The sequence below is a fragment of the Stenotrophomonas sp. SY1 genome, from assembly GCF_021202945.1.
Taxonomy (GTDB): Bacteria; Pseudomonadota; Gammaproteobacteria; order Xanthomonadales; family Xanthomonadaceae; genus Stenotrophomonas.
Genome location: NZ_JAJOYR010000001.1, coordinates 1,380,249 through 1,397,326, shown reverse-complemented (window position 1 = coordinate 1,397,326; position 17,078 = coordinate 1,380,249). Strand labels below are relative to the sequence as shown.

General features: G+C 67.0%; 9 protein-coding genes. 3 read left to right on the top strand and 6 right to left on the bottom strand.

Annotated features, from left to right (window positions below; all coding sequences use genetic code 11):
* Positions 1-5: 5 nt before the first annotated feature.
* The 3 genes from LR961_RS05685 to mrcB all read right to left on the bottom strand — a co-directional run bounded on the left by LR961_RS05685 (position 6) and on the right by mrcB (position 5,201).
* Entirely contained in the window at positions 6-2,066 is a 2,061-nt protein-coding gene (locus LR961_RS05685) for an ATP-dependent DNA helicase (protein WP_232147451.1), read from the bottom strand.
* Between the two features lie 175 nt (positions 2,067-2,241).
* Positions 2,242-2,781, bottom strand: a complete 540-nt coding sequence (locus LR961_RS05680; RefSeq protein WP_232149214.1) for a hypothetical protein — start codon at positions 2,779-2,781, stop codon at positions 2,242-2,244.
* Complete coding sequence (mrcB, locus tag LR961_RS05675) at positions 2,781-5,201, bottom strand: penicillin-binding protein 1B (RefSeq protein ID WP_232147450.1); 2,421 nt, start codon at positions 5,199-5,201, stop codon at positions 2,781-2,783. The genes LR961_RS05680 and mrcB overlap by 1 nt, the downstream gene beginning before the upstream one ends.
* A gap of 96 nt (positions 5,202-5,297) precedes the next feature.
* Between mrcB and LR961_RS05670 the strand changes: the two genes are divergently transcribed.
* On the top strand, positions 5,298-7,421 hold the full coding sequence (locus LR961_RS05670; RefSeq protein ID WP_232147449.1) for a glycosyltransferase: 2,124 nt from the start codon (positions 5,298-5,300) through the stop codon (positions 7,419-7,421).
* Between the two features lie 205 nt (positions 7,422-7,626).
* Here the strand turns inward: LR961_RS05670 and LR961_RS05665 are convergent, their stop codons facing one another.
* Together LR961_RS05665 and LR961_RS05660 are read right to left on the bottom strand one after the other, a co-directional pair.
* Positions 7,627-9,174: a hypothetical protein gene (locus LR961_RS05665; protein ID WP_232147448.1), complete on the bottom strand. Its 1,548-nt coding sequence runs from the start codon at positions 9,172-9,174 to the stop codon at positions 7,627-7,629.
* 145 nt (positions 9,175-9,319) lie between these two features.
* The gene (locus LR961_RS05660; protein ID WP_232147447.1) at positions 9,320-11,476 is read right to left on the bottom strand and encodes a bifunctional (p)ppGpp synthetase/guanosine-3',5'-bis(diphosphate) 3'-pyrophosphohydrolase; all 2,157 of its coding nucleotides are present in this window, start codon (positions 11,474-11,476) and stop codon (positions 9,320-9,322) included.
* Between the two features lie 63 nt (positions 11,477-11,539).
* Between LR961_RS05660 and LR961_RS05655 the strand changes: the two genes are divergently transcribed.
* Positions 11,540-12,055 carry a hypothetical protein gene (locus LR961_RS05655; RefSeq protein ID WP_232147446.1) on the top strand — a complete coding sequence of 172 codons (516 nt, stop codon included), beginning with the start codon at positions 11,540-11,542 and terminating at the stop codon, positions 12,053-12,055.
* Positions 12,056-12,150: 95 nt separating this feature from the next.
* Positions 12,151-12,699, top strand: a complete 549-nt coding sequence (locus LR961_RS05650; protein WP_232147445.1) for a DUF4124 domain-containing protein — start codon at positions 12,151-12,153, stop codon at positions 12,697-12,699.
* 91 nt (positions 12,700-12,790) lie between these two features.
* On the opposite strand, the gene hrpA is transcribed toward LR961_RS05650, so the two are convergent.
* On the bottom strand, positions 12,791-17,035 hold the full coding sequence (gene hrpA, locus LR961_RS05645; protein ID WP_232147444.1) for an ATP-dependent RNA helicase HrpA: 4,245 nt from the start codon (positions 17,033-17,035) through the stop codon (positions 12,791-12,793).
* Between the last annotated feature and the right edge of the window lie 43 nt (positions 17,036-17,078).

Genomic DNA, 17,078 nt, shown 5'->3' with positions numbered 1-17,078 from the left:
GACAATCAGGAAAGGGAGAACGGCGGTGCCGGAGAATCCGCGTCATCGGGCAGGCTTTCGTCGGCGGCCGGCGCCCATTGTCGCGCAAAGAAGGCTTGGACATCGGCCAGCTCACGGGTGCGCCGGAACGGCGGCAGCGAATCCAGGAACACCCGGCCGTAGCCACGCGAGAGCAGACGCGGGTCGCACAGCACCAGCACGCCACGGTCGGTTTCGCTGCGGATCAACCGGCCCACGCCCTGCTTGAGCGCGATCACCGCCTGCGGCAGCTGCTCGTCGCGGAACGGATTGCCACCCTCACGCCGGATCGCGTCCAGCCGCGCCTCGAACACCGGATCATCCGGCGCGGCGAACGGCAGCTTGTCGATCACCACCACGCTCAGCGCATCGCCGGTCACATCCACGCCTTCACGGAAGCTGGCCGAGCCCAGCAGCACGCCATTGCCGGATTCGCGAAAACGTTGCAGCAGGCTGGCACGTGGCGCCTCGCCCTGCACGAACAGCGGCCACGGCCCACCCCGCAGCGCATCGGCGGCTTCGCGCAACGCCCGATGCGAGGCAAACAGCAGAAACGCGCGGCCCTGTGATGCCTCCAGCACCGGCTTGAGCGTAGCGATCAACGCCGCACCGAAGCCGCGTGCTGCCGGATCCGGCAACTGCCTGGGCAGATAGCACAGCGCCTGTTGCTGCCAATCGAACGGGCTGGGCTGGACCAGCGTGTCCGGGTCATCCAGGCCCAGTCGCTTGGCCAGGTGCTCGAAACCACCGTCCACGGTCAGCGTGGCCGAGGTGAACACCCACGCCGCCATCGAACGCTCGCGGTGCTCGCGCAGCGGCCCGGAAACGTCCATCGGCGTGCGCTGGCAACGGAAGCCACGCGGGGTCAATTCGTACCAGTAGCAGGACGCCGGCTCGGGGGCCTCGGGAAGCAGCGGCGTTTCGATCGGGGCGTCGTCGATTTCCCATTCCTCGCCCCCGCTTTCCTGGCCGTCCTCCAGCCAGCGCGCCAGCCGCGAAACGCCTTCCAGCGCGCGCGCATGGCAGGCATCCAGCCCCGGTGAGGCTTCACGCACGATCGCCAGCGCATCGCGCAATTGCAGCAGCGCACTGGAGACCGCGTCGAAACCATCGGCGACATCGGGCACCGCCAATGCACGCCAGCGGGTGCCGCGCGGCGGCAGTTGCTCCATCGCCTCGCGCAGCTGGCGCAATGCCAGTTCCAGCGTGGCTACCGGCGCATGCAACGTGGCCTGCGCGCCAGCCACGCTGCGGCATTCGGCCAGGCAGTCGCGGGTGAGCTCCTGCCACGGGCGCATGCCGAAACCTTCACCGAAGAAGTTGGCCGCCAGCTCCGGCAGCTGATGCGCCTCATCGATGACGAACGCCTGCGCGCCGGGCAGGATTTCGCCGAAGCCTTCCTGCTTGAGGGCCAGATCAGCCAGCAGCAGATGATGGTTGACCACCACCAGGTCCGCCTCCTGCGCGCGTTGCCGCGCCTGCACCACGAAGCAGTCACTCCAGAACGGACAATCCGTCCCGAGGCAGTTGTCCATCGTGGACGTCACCATCGGCAACAACGGCGAATCGTCTGCCAGCCCTTCCAGCTCGGCGATATCGCCGTACTGGGTACGCCCACTCCAGGTGGCGATGCGCTGGAACTGCGCCACCTGCTCGGGCGTGGCGAAGCGCGGCTCACCGCGCGCCTGGTCCAGCCGGTAGCGGCACAGGTAGTTCGCCCGCCCCTTCAACAATGCTGCGCGATGCCCGACGCCCAGCGCGGCGCGCACACGCGGCAGGTCGCGGTGATAGAGCTGGTCCTGCAACGCGCGGGTGCCGGTGGAAACAATCGTCTTCAGCCCCGACAACAACGCCGGCACCAGATAGGCGAACGTCTTGCCGGTACCGGTGCCGGCCTCGGCCAGCAGCACGTCGCGCTGCTGGAAGGTATCGGCGATGGCCGCCGTCAACCGCAACTGCGCCGGGCGCGGCACAAAGGCGTCCAGCTGCCGCGCGAGTGCGCCGCCTTCGCTCAATGCTTCACGGCTGGCGGTGGCTAGGGAGGACATGGCTTCGAGGCTGCGGATTCGGAAGGCGGAATGGGCTTTGCAGCCTTGGCGTGCGCTCCATTGTCGTCATTCCCGCGCAGCGGGGCATGACGAGCAAGCAAAGAACACGTGCAAAGGTCGGAACAGGAGCAAGGAGCGGAAACACCCCGAATCCCGGGCCGCCGATTCCCGCGCGTCAGTAGCGCTTGATCCCCGGCACCGTGCAGCCTTCGATCTGCGCGTGCGCGGAAACGGCGTTTTCCTTCTCCGCACGGGCCAGGCGCGATTGTTCGATGGTCGCCCAGTGGCGGCGGCACAGCGGGCCGGTACGCGAACCCAGGTCCACAGCCATTTTCGCCAGGGATTCCGCACGCGACCAATCGCCTTGCAGCAGGGCGATTTCGGCGCGCTCCTGGAGGATGCCCGGATCGTTGTCGACCAGCAGCAGCGCCTGGTTCAAGGCTTCGGCCGCGCCAGCCAGATCGCCGGCCTTGCGCTTGGCGATGGCCGTTTCGCGCAAGTCGTCAACCTGTGCATCACGCAACGGCTGTACCGACAGCTCGGTGTCATCGACCCCGGCAATCGCGTCCACCGCAGCCAGGCGCTGGGCCGGCGTGGTGCTGTCCACCACCTTGGGGGCGCTCGGCGGCGCGCTGATGCAGGCACTGAGCAGCAGGCCAGCGGCCAGGGCAACGACGGCGGGGCGTATCAGGGAGTTGGCATTCATCATCGGCATCATCGTGCAGGGGTTTCCGTTGCAGCTGCGGGGGCAGCCTCTTCCGGTTTGCGTTCCAGGCCGAACCAGCTGCGCCAGCCGCCGCCCTGCTCTTCACCGCCCTCGCCTTCGACCGGCGCCGTTTCGACGGGCATAGCGCAGGGAACATGCGGCGGGGCGAAGCCCACCACGAACGGGAAGCGACGCGCCCCCGGACAACCTTCGTCGGTGGCGTTGCTGCCGGTGGCTTCCACGTACTGCCAGTCCAGGCCCTTGTTGCTCACCCGCAGCGGTGCGCTGGGCAGGTTGCGGAAGATGCCCGACCACACCCGCATCGCGCCGGAAGCACCAAACAGGCCGGTCTGCTCGTTCTGGTCGTTGCCCATCCAGACCACCGCCAAGTGATCGCCGGTATAGCCGGCATACCAGCTGTCGCGACCGTCGTTGGAAGTGCCGGTCTTGCCGGCGGCTTGCAGGTGCGACAGGCCATCGGCGTTCAGACGCGACGCGGTGCCGCTGGCCACCACCTGTTGCAGGCCGACGCTGATCAGGTTGGCAGCGATGGAATCACCTTCCTGCGCCGGTGCCGGGCTCTTGTCGTAACGCTTGAGCAGCTTGCCCTGCGCATCAACCACGCCACGCACTGCGTGCAGCGGCTGGATCTCGCCGCCGGACGCCAGGAACTGGTAGAGCTGCGCCATGCCGTACGGGCTCTGGTCGGTGGAACCCAAGATCACCGAAGGATTGGAGTCGGCCTTGAGCCCGGCCAGTACGTGGATCAGCTGCGCCAGCCGCTCCGGCCCGACCTGCATGCCCACCCGCACCGTGGCCTGGTTGTAGGAACGCGCCAGCGCGTCGATCAGCCGCACCGTGCCGTGGCTGCGGTTGTCCGCGTTGCCCGGCGTCCAGTTGCGGCCACGACTGAGCTTGACCGTCACCGGTGAGTCATCCACCCAGCTGGCCAGCGAGAAGCGATCCGGCTGCGCCAGGGCCAGCAGGTAGACGAACGGCTTGAGCAGCGAACCCACCGGGCGCTGTGCCTCGATGGCACGGTTGAAGCCCGGTTCGGCCACATCGCGGCTGCCAACCACGGCCAGCACGTCACCGTTGTGCACGTCGGTCAGCACCAGCCCGGTCTGCAGTTCCGGCCGGCGCTTGTTGGTCAGCGCCTTGATGGTGTGCGCCACCGCGCCTTCGGCATAGGCCTGGGCCGACGGCGACATGCCGGTAAAAACGTTCAGGCCGGCGCCCTGCAGCACGGTTTCCGGGTAGTCGTTGCCCAGCTGGCGGCGGACCAGGTCGATGTAGGCCGGGAAGCGGTTGGCTGCGGCCAAGCCCGGCGTCTTTGCCACGCCCAACGGCGCCTTCAGCGCACGCTGGTACTCGGCGTCGTCGATCAGGTTGCTTTCATGCAGCTTGCCCAGCACGAAGTTGCGGCGGTCCAGCGCGCGCTCGGGATTGCGGCGCGGGTCGTAGTAGGACGGGCCCTTGACCAGGCCGATCAGCAACGCCACCTGCTCGGAGGTGAGCGAATTAAGATCGCGACCGAACCAGAACTCCGCACCCGAAGCAACGCCGTGGATGGCCTGGCTGCCACGCTGGCCCAGGTAAACCTGGTTGAGGTAGGCCTCCAGGATGGTGGCCTTCTCATAGCGCGCTTCCATGATCAGCGCGTACAGCACCTCGTTGAACTTGCGGGTGACCGTCTGTTCCTTGCCGATGCCGAGCAGGCCGCTGCGGGCCAGCTGCTGGGTCAAGGTGCTGGCGCCCTGGCGGGTTTCACCACCGGAGCGCAACGTCACCCAGACCGCGCGCACGATGCCGCTCAGGTCGATGCCGTGATGGCGTGCGAAATCCTTGTCTTCCACTGCCTGCAGGCCGGTGACCAGCAGCTCCGGCACTTCGGATACGCGCACCAGACGGCGTTCTTCCTGGTTCTGCCCGTACAGCGTGGCGATGCGCGCCGGGTCCAGACGCGCGGCCTTCACCGCCTTGCGGTTGCCGCTTTCGCGTACCGAAGCCACCTGCCCGCCGGACAGCACCACATCCAGCTGACGCGGCGCCACGCGGCCGTCCACGTCGTCGTAGCCACGGCTGGAAATGTTGAAGCTGGCGCCCTTCACCTTGTAGGTGCCGGGAGCGTCACCGATGCCATCGTCACGGTAACCGGAGGCGGCCAGCTCGGTCTTGAGAGTGGCAGCGTTCATCGCCACGCCAGGGCTGAGCACCAGCGGGCGCGCATAGACGCGGGTCGGAATCTGCCAGCGCAGCTCCCCGAAACGCTGGGTGACCTGACTGTTCAGGTAGACCGTATAGGGAACCAGGAAGCCCAGCCCCAAGGCCACCGCGGCAATGCCCCAGGTGATCAGGCGGCTGCGCCACAACGGATTGCTGTCGTCGGTATCGTCGTCGAACTCGTCGGAATCGTAGCGTCGTGGCACTGGGATGCGAGAATGTGGTTTGTCAGGAGTCTAACGCAGGCCCAAGCTTTGGCGCGGCGAAAGGCTCCCCCCTGCTTAAGCTGGAGTTCCAACGCAATGTCGATGTCACTGGCCGACGCGCGCTACCACCTCAAGCGCATCACCGGCCTGATCCGCCGCGCTCTGGCGAGCCTGCGCACGCGCGGTTGGCGCGCCACCCTGAACCGGGTCGGGGTTCATGCCCGCAGGCAGCCGCCGCCGCGTCGCGAGCCCTTGTTCCTGCCCGAGCCGGCACCATTCGCGCCGTTCAGCGTGCCGGCAAGCGCGCAGCCGCAGGCCAGCATCGTCATTCCCGTCTACAACCACTGCGCCCACACCCTGGCCTGCCTGCGCGCTCTCGCCGCCCATCCGCCGGTCACCGCCTGCGAGATCCTGGTGGTGGACGACGGCAGCAGTGACGAGACCGGCCAATGGATGCCCCAGATCGACGGCCTGCGTTACCACGTGCGCGAACGCAATGGTGGCTTCATCGCCGCCTGCAACGATGGCTTGCGCCTGAGCCGCGGCCGTTACGTAGTGCTGTTGAACAACGACACCATTCCGCAGCCGGGCTGGCTGGACGCACTGCTCGATACCTTCAGCAACGTCCCCAACGCCGGCCTGGTCGGTTCGCAGCTGCTTTACCCGGATGGACGCCTGCAGGAGTCCGGCGGCGTGGTGTTCGCCGATGGCAGCTGCTGGAGCTACGGCCGCTTCGAGTCCGCCGAAGACCCGCGCTTTACCTCCCTGCGCGACACCGATTACTGCTCCGGTGCGGCACTGGCCATTCCCCGTGACCTGTTCGAGCAGCTTGGCGGGCTGGATACGCGCTACGCACCGGCCTACTACGAAGACACCGACCTGGCGTTCAAGGTGCGTGCCGCCGGCCAGCGCGTACTGGTGCAGCCCGCCAGCCGCGTGGTGCATGACGAAGGCACCAGCAATGGCACCGACACCAGCAGCGGGGTCAAGGCCTACCAGGTCCGCAACCAGCAGGTGTTTGCCGACAAGTGGCGCGATGCGCTGACGCAGCAGCTGCCTCCCGGCAGCGTCCCGGCGCCGGCCAACCAGCACCGCAGCCAGCGCCAGATCCTGATTCTGGATGAGTCGGTTCCGCAGCCGGACCGCGACTCGGCGTCGCTGCGCCAGTTCAACCTGATCCGCATGCTGCTGGCCGATGGCGCGCATGTCGTGTTCGTACCGACCCGCGGCGAACACGCCGGCAAGGCCACCGAGGCGCTGCAAGCACTGGGCGTGGAAGTCTGGCATGCGCCGTTCCTGAAGGGCGTGGCCAGTTGGCTGCGCGATAACGGCCGACGTTTCTCGGTGGTGATGATGGTCCGTTACCACGTCGCCAACGAATGCCTGGCACTGGTGCGCCAGTTCGCCCCGCAGGCACGCACCGTCTTCGACACGGTCGACCTGCATTACCTGCGTGAACGCCGTGGTGCCGAAGTGGCTGGCGATGCTGGCCTGCTGCGCAGCGCCGAACGCACCCGCACCAGCGAACTGGCGGTGATGGCGGGCACCGACGTGACCGTGCTGGTCAGCGCCGCCGAGCAACAGCAACTGAGCCAGGATGCGCCGCAGGTGCAGGTCGAACTGATCTCCAACCTGCATGAAGCAACCGGTGGCGGCGAAGGCTGGGAACGACGCGACGATCTGGTCTTCGTGGGCGGCTTCGGCCACCTGCCCAACCTGGATGCGATGCAGTGGTTCATCGGCGAGGTGTTCCCGCTGATCCGGCAGCAGCTGCCCGATATCCGCTTCCATTGCATCGGCGCCAATGCGCCGGACAGCATCTACGCCTTGGCCGCGAACCAACCCGGCGTGCAGGTCCATGGCTACGTGCCGGATGTGGGCCCATACATGGACGGCAAGCGCATCGCCGTGGCGCCGCTGCGCTTCGGAGCCGGGGTCAAAGGCAAGGTCAACCTGAGCATGGCTCACGGCCAGCCGGTTGTCGCAACCACCTGCGCGGTGGAAGGCATGCACCTGCACGATGGCGAGGATGTGCTGGTGGCCGACGACGCGCAGGCATTTGCCGATTCCGTGGTCAGGCTGTATCGCGACCCGGTGCTGTGGCAGCAGCTTTCCGAAAGCGGTCTGCGCAACATCGCCCGGCATTTCTCGATGGATGCGGCGCAGGCGGCGGTCAGGCGCGTGTTCTTCGATACCGCGACAACGGCCAGCGGCGCGTAACTGCGCCCCAGCCCGGATTGAGGGCATCACGCGCATCTCGTCATTGGATGCGCGTCCGTGTCACGCGCCGGACGGAATGACCGGTGCGCCCGCCGGTGCCGGAACTGCACGCGCCGGCAAGTCACGTCAGCCACGAGGCGGCTGCGAGCCTGGCTGCGTACCCCGCTGCATGGATGCCTTCGGCATCCGACCATCCCGCATCGCTTTACGGGATCGCCGCGCGCACCCGTTCGGCGAATGCACCGATCTCCGGCGCGGTGCCATCCACTTCCTGGGCCTGCTCCAGCGCCTGCTGCGCAAACGCCGTATCGCCCATGCCCAGCCGCTCGCTACCCACCGCGATCCAGCGTTGCGCCAACCGCCGTCGCGCCGGGGCCAACGCCGGGTCAGCCGGAGCCAGCGCCTGCCAGGCGTCCAGGCAACCACGCGCCGCGCGCAGGCGGTTACCGCGCAGGTTCTCCTCCAGGCAGCTGCGCGCCGCCGGCTGGATGCGCGCGGCGGCGCGCTTGACCCGTGCGTCTTGCGGAGCCAATGCCTGTGCCGCCTTGAAATGGTCGTAGGCACTGCTGCCCGGTGGCAGCAACCATTGCTGGCGCGCTTCAGCCACTTCCAGCTTCGCCAGCAGCTCCTTCAGGCGTCGCTCGCGTGCGGCAGGCGCCAGACCGGCCTCCATCGATTGCCGTGCCGCGCGAGCGCGCAGCAGGGCCTGGCTGGCGCTGGCGACATCGGCGCTGTCCGGCGCCAGCTCGCGGGCGTGGGACAGGGCTTGTTCGGCCTGTTCGAAATGGAAGTCCGCTGCCAGCCGGGTGGCTTCCTGCGCCCGTGCCCGGGCGATGCGCTGCAATCCCTGCCACGCGGCGGTGTTGTCGTTCACTGCCAGCACCTGCTGGAAACCGGTGGTGGCGCGCTCGAGCCGGCCACGCGCAAGATCGCGTTCGGCCTGTTGCATGCGCTGATCCAGCGCGGCATTGAGCGCGGCCTTGGTCGGCGGCAGATCAGCGTGCCCGCCGTCATAGGATTCCACCCGCTGCACGGTCGCCACTGCGTCGGCGAGCTTTCCCTGTGCGATCTCGTCATTGGCCTGGGCCAACAGGTCCGACAGCACCTCATCGCGCCCGGCCAGCGCACGCATCCGGTCTGGTTGCAGTGCCAGCACGCGCTGGTACAGCGGCAACGCACTGTCCGGACCATCATCAAGCCGTCCCTGTGCCTGGGCCGCTTCGGCCTGCTGCAACAGTTGCTCGAGACCGTCACGGTCACTGGCCGCACGCTGCGCGGTGGCTGCGACCTGTTCGATATCGGTGGCTGACACCTGCAGTTGCCGCGCCAGTTCCAGGGCGACTGCCGCACCATCGTGGTCGCCGGCAGCCAGTTGTCGTCGCGCCCGTTCCAGCGCCGCCTGACCAGTGCGCACCAGCGCGTTCTGTACGTCGCTGCGATCAGGGTCCAGCGCGGCGGCGGCCTGGAACAACTCGCGCGCTCCGCTGCCATCGGACGCGCTCAGCCGCCCCTGTTGCAGCGCACGTTGGCCCTCGTCCAGCAACTGCTGGATCCTGGTTTCCGGCCACAACCGGTCAGCCAGTGGCTGGCGGAAGATGACCAGCACCACCGCCAGCAGCAGCACACCCAGGCCGATCCAGCGCCAGGCACGAGGGCTGCTCCAGCCACGCGCCACCCACCAGCGGCTGTACAACCGCAGGCGATCGCCGAGTGCTTCCCGTCCATGTTCGGCTCGTTGCCGCTTTCTGCGCATGCGCCCAGCTTAACCAGAGTCCTTGTCCACAAACCGTCGCCAGCGCTGTCGCGCAGGCCCGTTGCCAGCAGTGCAGATGTTCACGCGTCGGCATGACCGGCACGATACAGCCGGCAACGACGCAGTGAACGCGTGCCTGCCGGGCTCACCCCAACCGGCGTGCCTCGTCCACACCCGGCAGTGCATCCAGCTTGCCCAGCAACGTGGACAACTGCCCGTAGTCGCTCACCTTCAACCGCAGCCGCAGCTGCACGCGCCCACTCTCACGCACGTTGTCGCTGTTGATCTCGATGACGTAGGCGTCTTCCTGTGCGATCAGGTTGGTGATGTCCTTGAGCAACCAGCGCCGGTCGACCGCGCGCACCATCACGTCCACTTCGTAGCTGGCGCCGGTACGCCCCCATTCCACCGGCATCACCCGCTCCGGGTGAGCGGCCGACAAACGCGCCAGCGCCACGCAATCGGCCCGATGCACGGTGACGCCGCGGGTGCGGGTGAGATAGCCGCTGATCGGTTCGCCGGCCACCGGCTGGCAGCAGCGCGCCAACTGCACCAGCAGGTTGCCCACGCCTTCCACCGTGAAATCGGATTTGCCGGTGCTGCCGCGTCTGGCAGTCGGCCTGGGCAAGGCCGGTGCTGCCGGTGCCTGGGCTGCCCTTTCCGCTTCCAGCAGGGCACGACTGACCTGGTTGGGGCCGGTATCACCGAGCGCAACCTGGATATACAGGTCATCCACGCTGTCGGCGTGGAACTTGCGGGCGGCCACCATCAGGTCCGAATGCTGCAGACCCAATCGTTTGAGTTCACGGTCCAACAGGTCACGGCCGGCCTGCACGTTGCGTGCGCGGTCCAGCTTGTGGAACCAGCTGCGGACCTTCTCGCGCGAACGCCCGCTGGCCAGGAAGCCGTTGGCCGGCAACAGCCAGTCGCGCCGGGGATCAGCTTCCTTGCCGGTCAGGATTTCGACCCGGTCGCCGCTGCGCAGACGGTAGGTCAGCGGCACGATGCGGCCGTTGATCTTCGCGCCACGGCAACGGTGCCCGACCATGGTGTGTACGTGGTACGCAAAATCCAGCGGCGTGGCGCCAGCTGGCAGGTCCATCACCTCGCCCTTGGGGCTCAGTGCGTAGACCCGGTCTTCAACCAGCTCGGCATCCAGTGCGCCGGCCAGGTCCTCGGGATTGCCCGGGTCCTGCGCCTGCTCCAGCAGTTGCCGCATCCAGGTGATCTTGCGATCAAAAGCCTTTTCCGCGCCCTTGCCGCCTTCCTTGTACTTCCAGTGCGCGGCCACGCCCAGCTCGGCCTGTGCGTGCATTTCGTGGGTACGGATCTGCACTTCGATGGTGCGCCCTTCCGGGCCGATCACCGCCGTGTGCAACGAGCGGTAATCGTTGGCCTTGGGCCGGGCGATGTAGTCGTCGAACTCGCTGGGAATGGGCGCCCACAACGCATGCACCACGCCCAGCGTGGCGTAGCACGCAGCCACGTCGTCCACCATCACCCGCACCGCGCGCAGGTCGTACAGCTGCTGGAACGCGAGATGCTTCTTCTGCATCTTCCGCCAGATGCTGTAGATGTGCTTCGGCCGGCCACTGACTTCGCCACGGATACCCTGCTCGTCCAAGGCGGCGGACAGCTTCTTCTTCACCGCATCCACGTAGCGCTCGCGGGCGACGCGGGTTTCGTCCACCTCGCGGGCGATGTGGCGGTAGGTTTCAGGTTCCAGGAAGCGGAACGCCAGGTCTTCCAACTCCCACTTCAGCTGCCAGATGCCCAGCCGGTTGGCCAACGGCGCGTGGATGTCGCGGGTCAGCTGCGCCAGCGCGCGGCGCTCGTCCTCGGGCAGCCTGTCGGCCGCACGCATGCAGGCCAGCTGCCGCGACAGCAGGATCGGCACCACCCGCAGGTCGTGGATGATGGACAGCAGCAGCCGCCGCAGCCCTTCGGAATTGCGTCCGGCTTCGCGCCCGGCATGCAACGCCCACACCTGGTCGGCCGCTTCCTGGCCGTCGAGCAGGCCGGTCACCGCTGCGGCGCCAACGCCCAAGGGCAGTTCATGCAGATGCGAGCGCAGACCCGGCAGGTCGAACAACAGCGCGGACACAATCACGCTTTCGTCGGCCGACAACAGCGCCAGCGAGTCCAGCGTATCGGCCAGCACTGGCCAGGCCAGGCGCGGGGTCTGATCGAGATCGGGGTGCTGCCAGCACGCCAGCAGCGCCTGTCGCAGCGGTTCGGACAGGGCGCGGGTGGAGGCACGCTGCAGCAGCGTATCCAGGCCGGGGGAGGAGGTGCGGTTCACAGCATTCAATTGCAGACGGATGCCCCTACACTAGCGCCCAACCGTCTCCGGGAACAATCGTTCATGAAGCTGCCGCGCCTGACTGCCCTGTTTGCCTTCACCGTCCTGTCCGTGTCCCCGTTCATCGATGCCCATGCCCAGCGCGTGGTGCACGGCGATCTGCAGCAGCAGATGTCCACCGACGAGTTCAAGGCTGCCGGCCTGGACAAGCTCAGCGCCGCCGAACTGGCCACGCTCAACCGCTGGTTGCAGGGCAAGGTCGAGCAGGCCACCAGCAGCGTGCTGGAACAGGCCCGCGAGGAAGGCCGCCAGGAAGTGATCGTGAAGAACCGCGGCTTCTACGACTTTGGCTCCAACGAGCCGATCGTTGCCCGGCTGAGCGGTGACTTCAGCGGCTTTGGCAAGGGCCGCCAGTACACCCTGGACAACAACCAGGTCTGGGAGCAGACGGACGACGCAAGCGCCGCCGGCGTACGCAAACAGGCGCCGCAGGTACGCATGACGCCCGGCCTGATGGGCGTTTGGTACATGCAGGTGGACGGCCTCAACACCCGTGCCAAGGTTCGTCGCACCAAGTAACCCTGCACCCGTTCGGCTCACGCTTCAGTCACCTTGCCCGGCCCTGCGCCGGGCACCTCCTGCCGCGCCCCGGCGCCCGTCGATACCTTGATGACATGCCCGCGATTTTCCTGACCCTGCTGTTGCTGCTGCTTCCAACCACCGCCATGGCACAGGTTTACAAGTGCAAGGGCAAATCCGGTGAGACGATGTACTCCGAGCATCCCTGCGATGCCCGCGCCGAGCCGATGAAACTGCGCGAACACACCGCGCCCACACCGGTGGCCGCGTCGGGGCAGGCTTCGGCTGAAGCCTCGGTCGAAGGCTCGGAGCCGTCTGCCGAAGGCTCTTCATCCGCGCCATCGGCAGCCAGCGCTGCAAACGCCAAGGCAGCCGAAGAAAGCCGCGCAGCAGAACGCAGTTGCATCGCCAACGCCACTGCTTCGGTCTACGGCCCGTCGAACGACCGCGTCAGCACGCTGCAACAACAGATGACCCTGCTCAACGAGCAACTGGCCAACGCGCCGGATGCGCAGCGCAGCCAGGCGCTACGCACGCGCATGGCAACCTTCCGGCAGGCCATCAGCCGCGAACACGGCAATGCCCACGCACAGATGAATGCTGCCCGCCAACGGTGCCTGGAACAGCACCGCTCGGCGCGCTGAGAGCAGGATCAAAACCGGGGTCAGAGTCGGGTTGCGGCAAAGCAAGCAGAAGCGGGATCAGAGCGAAACACGACTCTGACCCCGGTTTTCCTCAACCGCGCAGCGCCGCCACCCGCTGGGCCAGCTTCTTGGCCGAGATGCCGGAACGGAATCCCAGTTCCTGCGCGAACAACGACACGCGCAGCTCTTCGAGATCCCAACGCAGCGCGGCCCATTCCGGTCGTCCCGCCCGGCCCTGCACGCGTGCATCGTCAAGCGCATCGATGAACGGCTTGAGCTCCAGCATTCTGGCCTGGTCACGCGGCGGATCACGCTTGGCACGTTCGGCGCGCAGGATCATCGCCTTCAGGTAACGCGGGAACTGCGCCAGCGCATCGGCCGGTGTTTCGCGCAGGAAGCCTGCGTGCACCAGCCCGGCCAGCTGCGCCTCCATATCGTCCAGGTTGCCGCGCGCCCAGCCCATCAGCGGTGCTTCCAGCTGCGGCTTCAATTCGCCGACCAGGCCGAGGATGGATTCGGCCAGCTTCAGCCGTTCCATCGCTTCGCCGAACAGACGCTTGGCCGCATCGGCGCGGCGCAGTTCAAACGTCTCAGGTGAGCGGATCGTCTCCAATCCGTCAGCCAACACCGCGTTCATTGCGGCATCGACCAGATCGCCGCGCAGACGTTCCTGCGATTCGATCGCCGCATACAAAAGGCCGGTCTTGGGCGACACCGGCAACTGCTTGCGCGCCTGCTTGACCTTGTCGGCCAGGGCGATCTCCAGCAGTCGACGAACGCCACCCGGATGCGCCAATGCTGCCTCGTTGCGATCAGCAAAAATGCGCAGTGCCGCAGCGTCGCCGGTATCGACCAGCGCCGGATACGCCGGCACGCCGGCTTCGCCTGGCACCTGCTCGGGAATCGATGTCGCCGGGAATTCGCGCAGCCCCTCGGCGGCCAGCGCTTGACCCGCACGCGCGGCGAACGCGCTACCGGCTCGTTCGCCGAAACGCGCACGCAGTTCATCCAGATCACGCGACATGGCGAGCAGCTTGGCGCCCTCCCTTGCGCTTGCGGAAGCAAGCTTCTGGGCGTCGCCAGCATCCGCCGCTGACCGTCCCTTTCCTGCGCCACCCGCGCGCGAAGGCGCGGCTTCAAACAGACGCAGGTTCATCCGCAGATGCGGCTCCAATGCGTCCACGTCAAAATCGGTGGCCGCCACCGTCGCCCCGGTGGTCTTGCTCAGGAAGCGCGCCAACTCGCCACGGATGTCATCGGCCGAAGGCTGCGGCCAGGCCTCGAAAAAGGCCCGGCCGAAGTCCGGCGCCGGTACGTAGTTGCGCCGCATTGCCTTGGGCAGGGTGCGGATCATGGCACTGGCCTTGTCGGCGACGAAACCCGGCGCCAGCCATGAAAGCCGCGCCGGATCGAGCGCATTGAGCAGATGCAGCGGCACGTCCAGCGTCACGCCGTCGTCCTCGGCACCGGGCTCGAAACGATAATGCATGGCCAGGCGCGCATCGCCCAGCGGGAAATACTTCGGGTAGCGGTCCTCTTCACTGCCCTCGCCCGGCAGCAGGTCGATCAGCGACCACTGCAGGCTGCGGCGCTGCTCCGGCGGCAACGCCTTCCACCAGCCATCGAGCAGGTTGGCCGAATGGATGTGGGACGGCACCCGGTCCAGGTACCAGCGTGCCTGCCAGTCCTCGTCGGCGACGATGCCGGCGCGACGCAGCTTGGCTTCTTCCTCGCGCGCCTGTTCCAGCACTTTCAGGTTGTCGGCGACAAAGCTGGCGCGGGTGTTGATCTCGCCGGTCACCAGCGCCTGGCGCACGAAGATGTCATGCGCCTGGCCGGGATCGATCTTGCCGAAATGCACCGGCTTCTTCGGCGCCAGCACCAGCCCGAACAGACTGATCTGCTCCGATGCCAGCACCTGCCCCTGCGCGCGCGACCAATGCGGGTCGAAGTGCTTGCGCGCCAGCAGATGCGGCAGCTCGGCAATCACCCAGTCCGGTTCGATCGACGCATTGGTCATGCCCCAGACGCGCTGGGTATCAAGCAGCGTGGCGCTGAGCACCCACGGCGGCGGACGTTTGGCCAGCACCGAGCCAGGGAAGAGATGGAAGCGACGTTGGCGTGGGGCCTGGAAATCACCCTTGTCGGTGCGGTGGCCGACCTGCGTAGGTAAGCCGGCCAGGATCGCGCGATGCAGTGCCTGGTAGGCGGCTACGCGTGCCTTCTCGGGGATGCTGGGAGACAAACCGGGGTCAGAGTCGGGTTTCCCCCGTCCGTTCTGGTTGGTTGCCTGAAGATTGGGGAAACCCGACTCTGACCCCGGTTTCTTACCTTCACGCGCCAGACGCGCCGCCTTGTGCTGCTCGCCGCGCGTGGCCTTGTGCTTGGCCTGCGCATCACCGCCGGCCGGCAACGCGGCCGGTGCCGACAGCAATGCCTTGCCGAAGGCATCGCCTTCGTTGATGTCCCAACCCAGTTCCTCGCACAGCAGGCGCAGCTGGCGATGCAGTTCGCGCCATTCGCGCATGCGCAGGAAGCCCAGGAAATGCCGCCCGCACCAGTCGCGCAGCTTGGACTGGGTGAGGTCCTCATGGGCAATGCGATAGCCCTCCCACAGACGCAGGATGCCGAGGAATTCCGAACGCCCATCGGCGAACAAGGCATGCGCGTTGTCAGCCGCCTCGCGTGCTTCCGGCGGGCGCTCGCGCGGGTCCTGGATGCCCAGGAACGCGGCGATCACCAGCATCTCGCGCAGGCAACCGGCCTTCTGCGCAGCGACCAGCATGCGTGCCAGCTTCACGTCCACCGGCAGACGCGCCATCTGGCGACCGATGGCTGTGAGCTTGCGCTCATCGTCGATGGCGCCGAGCTCGGCCAGCTGTTGCCAACCGTCAGCCACCGCACGTTCGTCGGGGGCTTCCAGGAACGGGAATTCGTCGATCTGGCCCAGCCCCAGCTGCAACATGCGCAGGATCACGCCGGCCAGCGAGGAACGGCGGATTTCCGGATCGGTGAACTCCGGGCGCGACTGGAAATCGGCTTCCGAATACAGCCGGTAGCAGATGCCCTCGGCGATACGACCGCAGCGGCCCTTGCGCTGGTTGGCACTGGCCTGCGACACCGGCTCGATGTGCAGGCGGTCCAGCTTCTGGCGCGGGCTGTAGCGCTTGATCCGGGCAAAACCCGGATCGATGACGTAGCGGATGCGCGGCACGGTCAACGAAGTTTCGGCCACGTTGGTGGTCAGCACCACGCGCCGCTTCGGGCCCGGGTTGAACACCCGGTCCTGGTCCTTGGCCGACAGACGCGCGTACAACGGCAGCACCTCGGTTTCCCGGTACTTGCGTCGCTCCAGCGCCTGGTGGGTGTCGCGGATTTCGCGTTCGCCCGGCAGGAAGATCAGCACGTCGCCGCGCGGGTCGCTGCGGGTGATTTCATCCATTGCCGCCACGATCGCCGACACCGGGTCGCCGTCCGGCTCCTCGCGCTTGCCGCGCCCGCTGGCATCGGCCGGCGCGGAACCCGACTCTGACCCCGGTTTTTCATCCAGCGCGCGGTAACGCACTTCCACCGGGTAGGTGCGGCCTTCCACGTTCACCACCGGCGCGTTGTCGAAATGCCGCGAGAAACGCTCGGTATCGATGGTGGCCGAAGTGACGATCAGCTTCAGGTCCGGGCGCTTGCGCAGCAGCTGCTTCAGATAGCCCAGCAGGAAATCGATGTTGAGGCTGCGTTCGTGCGCCTCGTCGATGATCAGCGTGTCGTAGCGAGACAGCCAGCGGTCCGAGGCGATCTCGGCCAGCAGGATGCCGTCGGTCATGAACTTGATGCGACTGTCCTCGCCCACCTTGTCGGTGAAGCGCACCTGGAAGCCAACCACCGAACCCAGCTCGGTGCCCAGTTCCTCGGCCACGCGCGCGGCCACCGCCCGTGCGGCGATGCGGCGCGGCTGGGTGCAGCCGATCATGCCGGCTTCGCCGCGCCCGGCCGCAAGGCACAGTTTGGGCAGCTGGGTGGTCTTGCCCGAACCGGTCTCACCGGCAATCACCACCACCTGATGAGCGCGGATCAACGCACTGATCTGCTCGGCTTCACGCGCGATTGGCAGCGTTTCGTCCATGGTGATCGCGATCTGCTTCGCGGCACGTTGCTGGCGCTGGGCATGGGAACGCCCCAGCAGCTGCGTGAACGCCTGTTCCGCAGCCGCATCGGCAGGTTTGCCCTGCCAACGCGACAACAGGCCCAGCAGGCGTCCGCGATCACGGCTCATTGCAGTGTCAATGGCCTTGCGGGCGTCGCGCAGGCGCGCGGCAGTGTCTTTTTCGATAGCGCTCATCAATCGTTCAACGTGAAAACTTGAAATGTCGGTATGGTTGCCG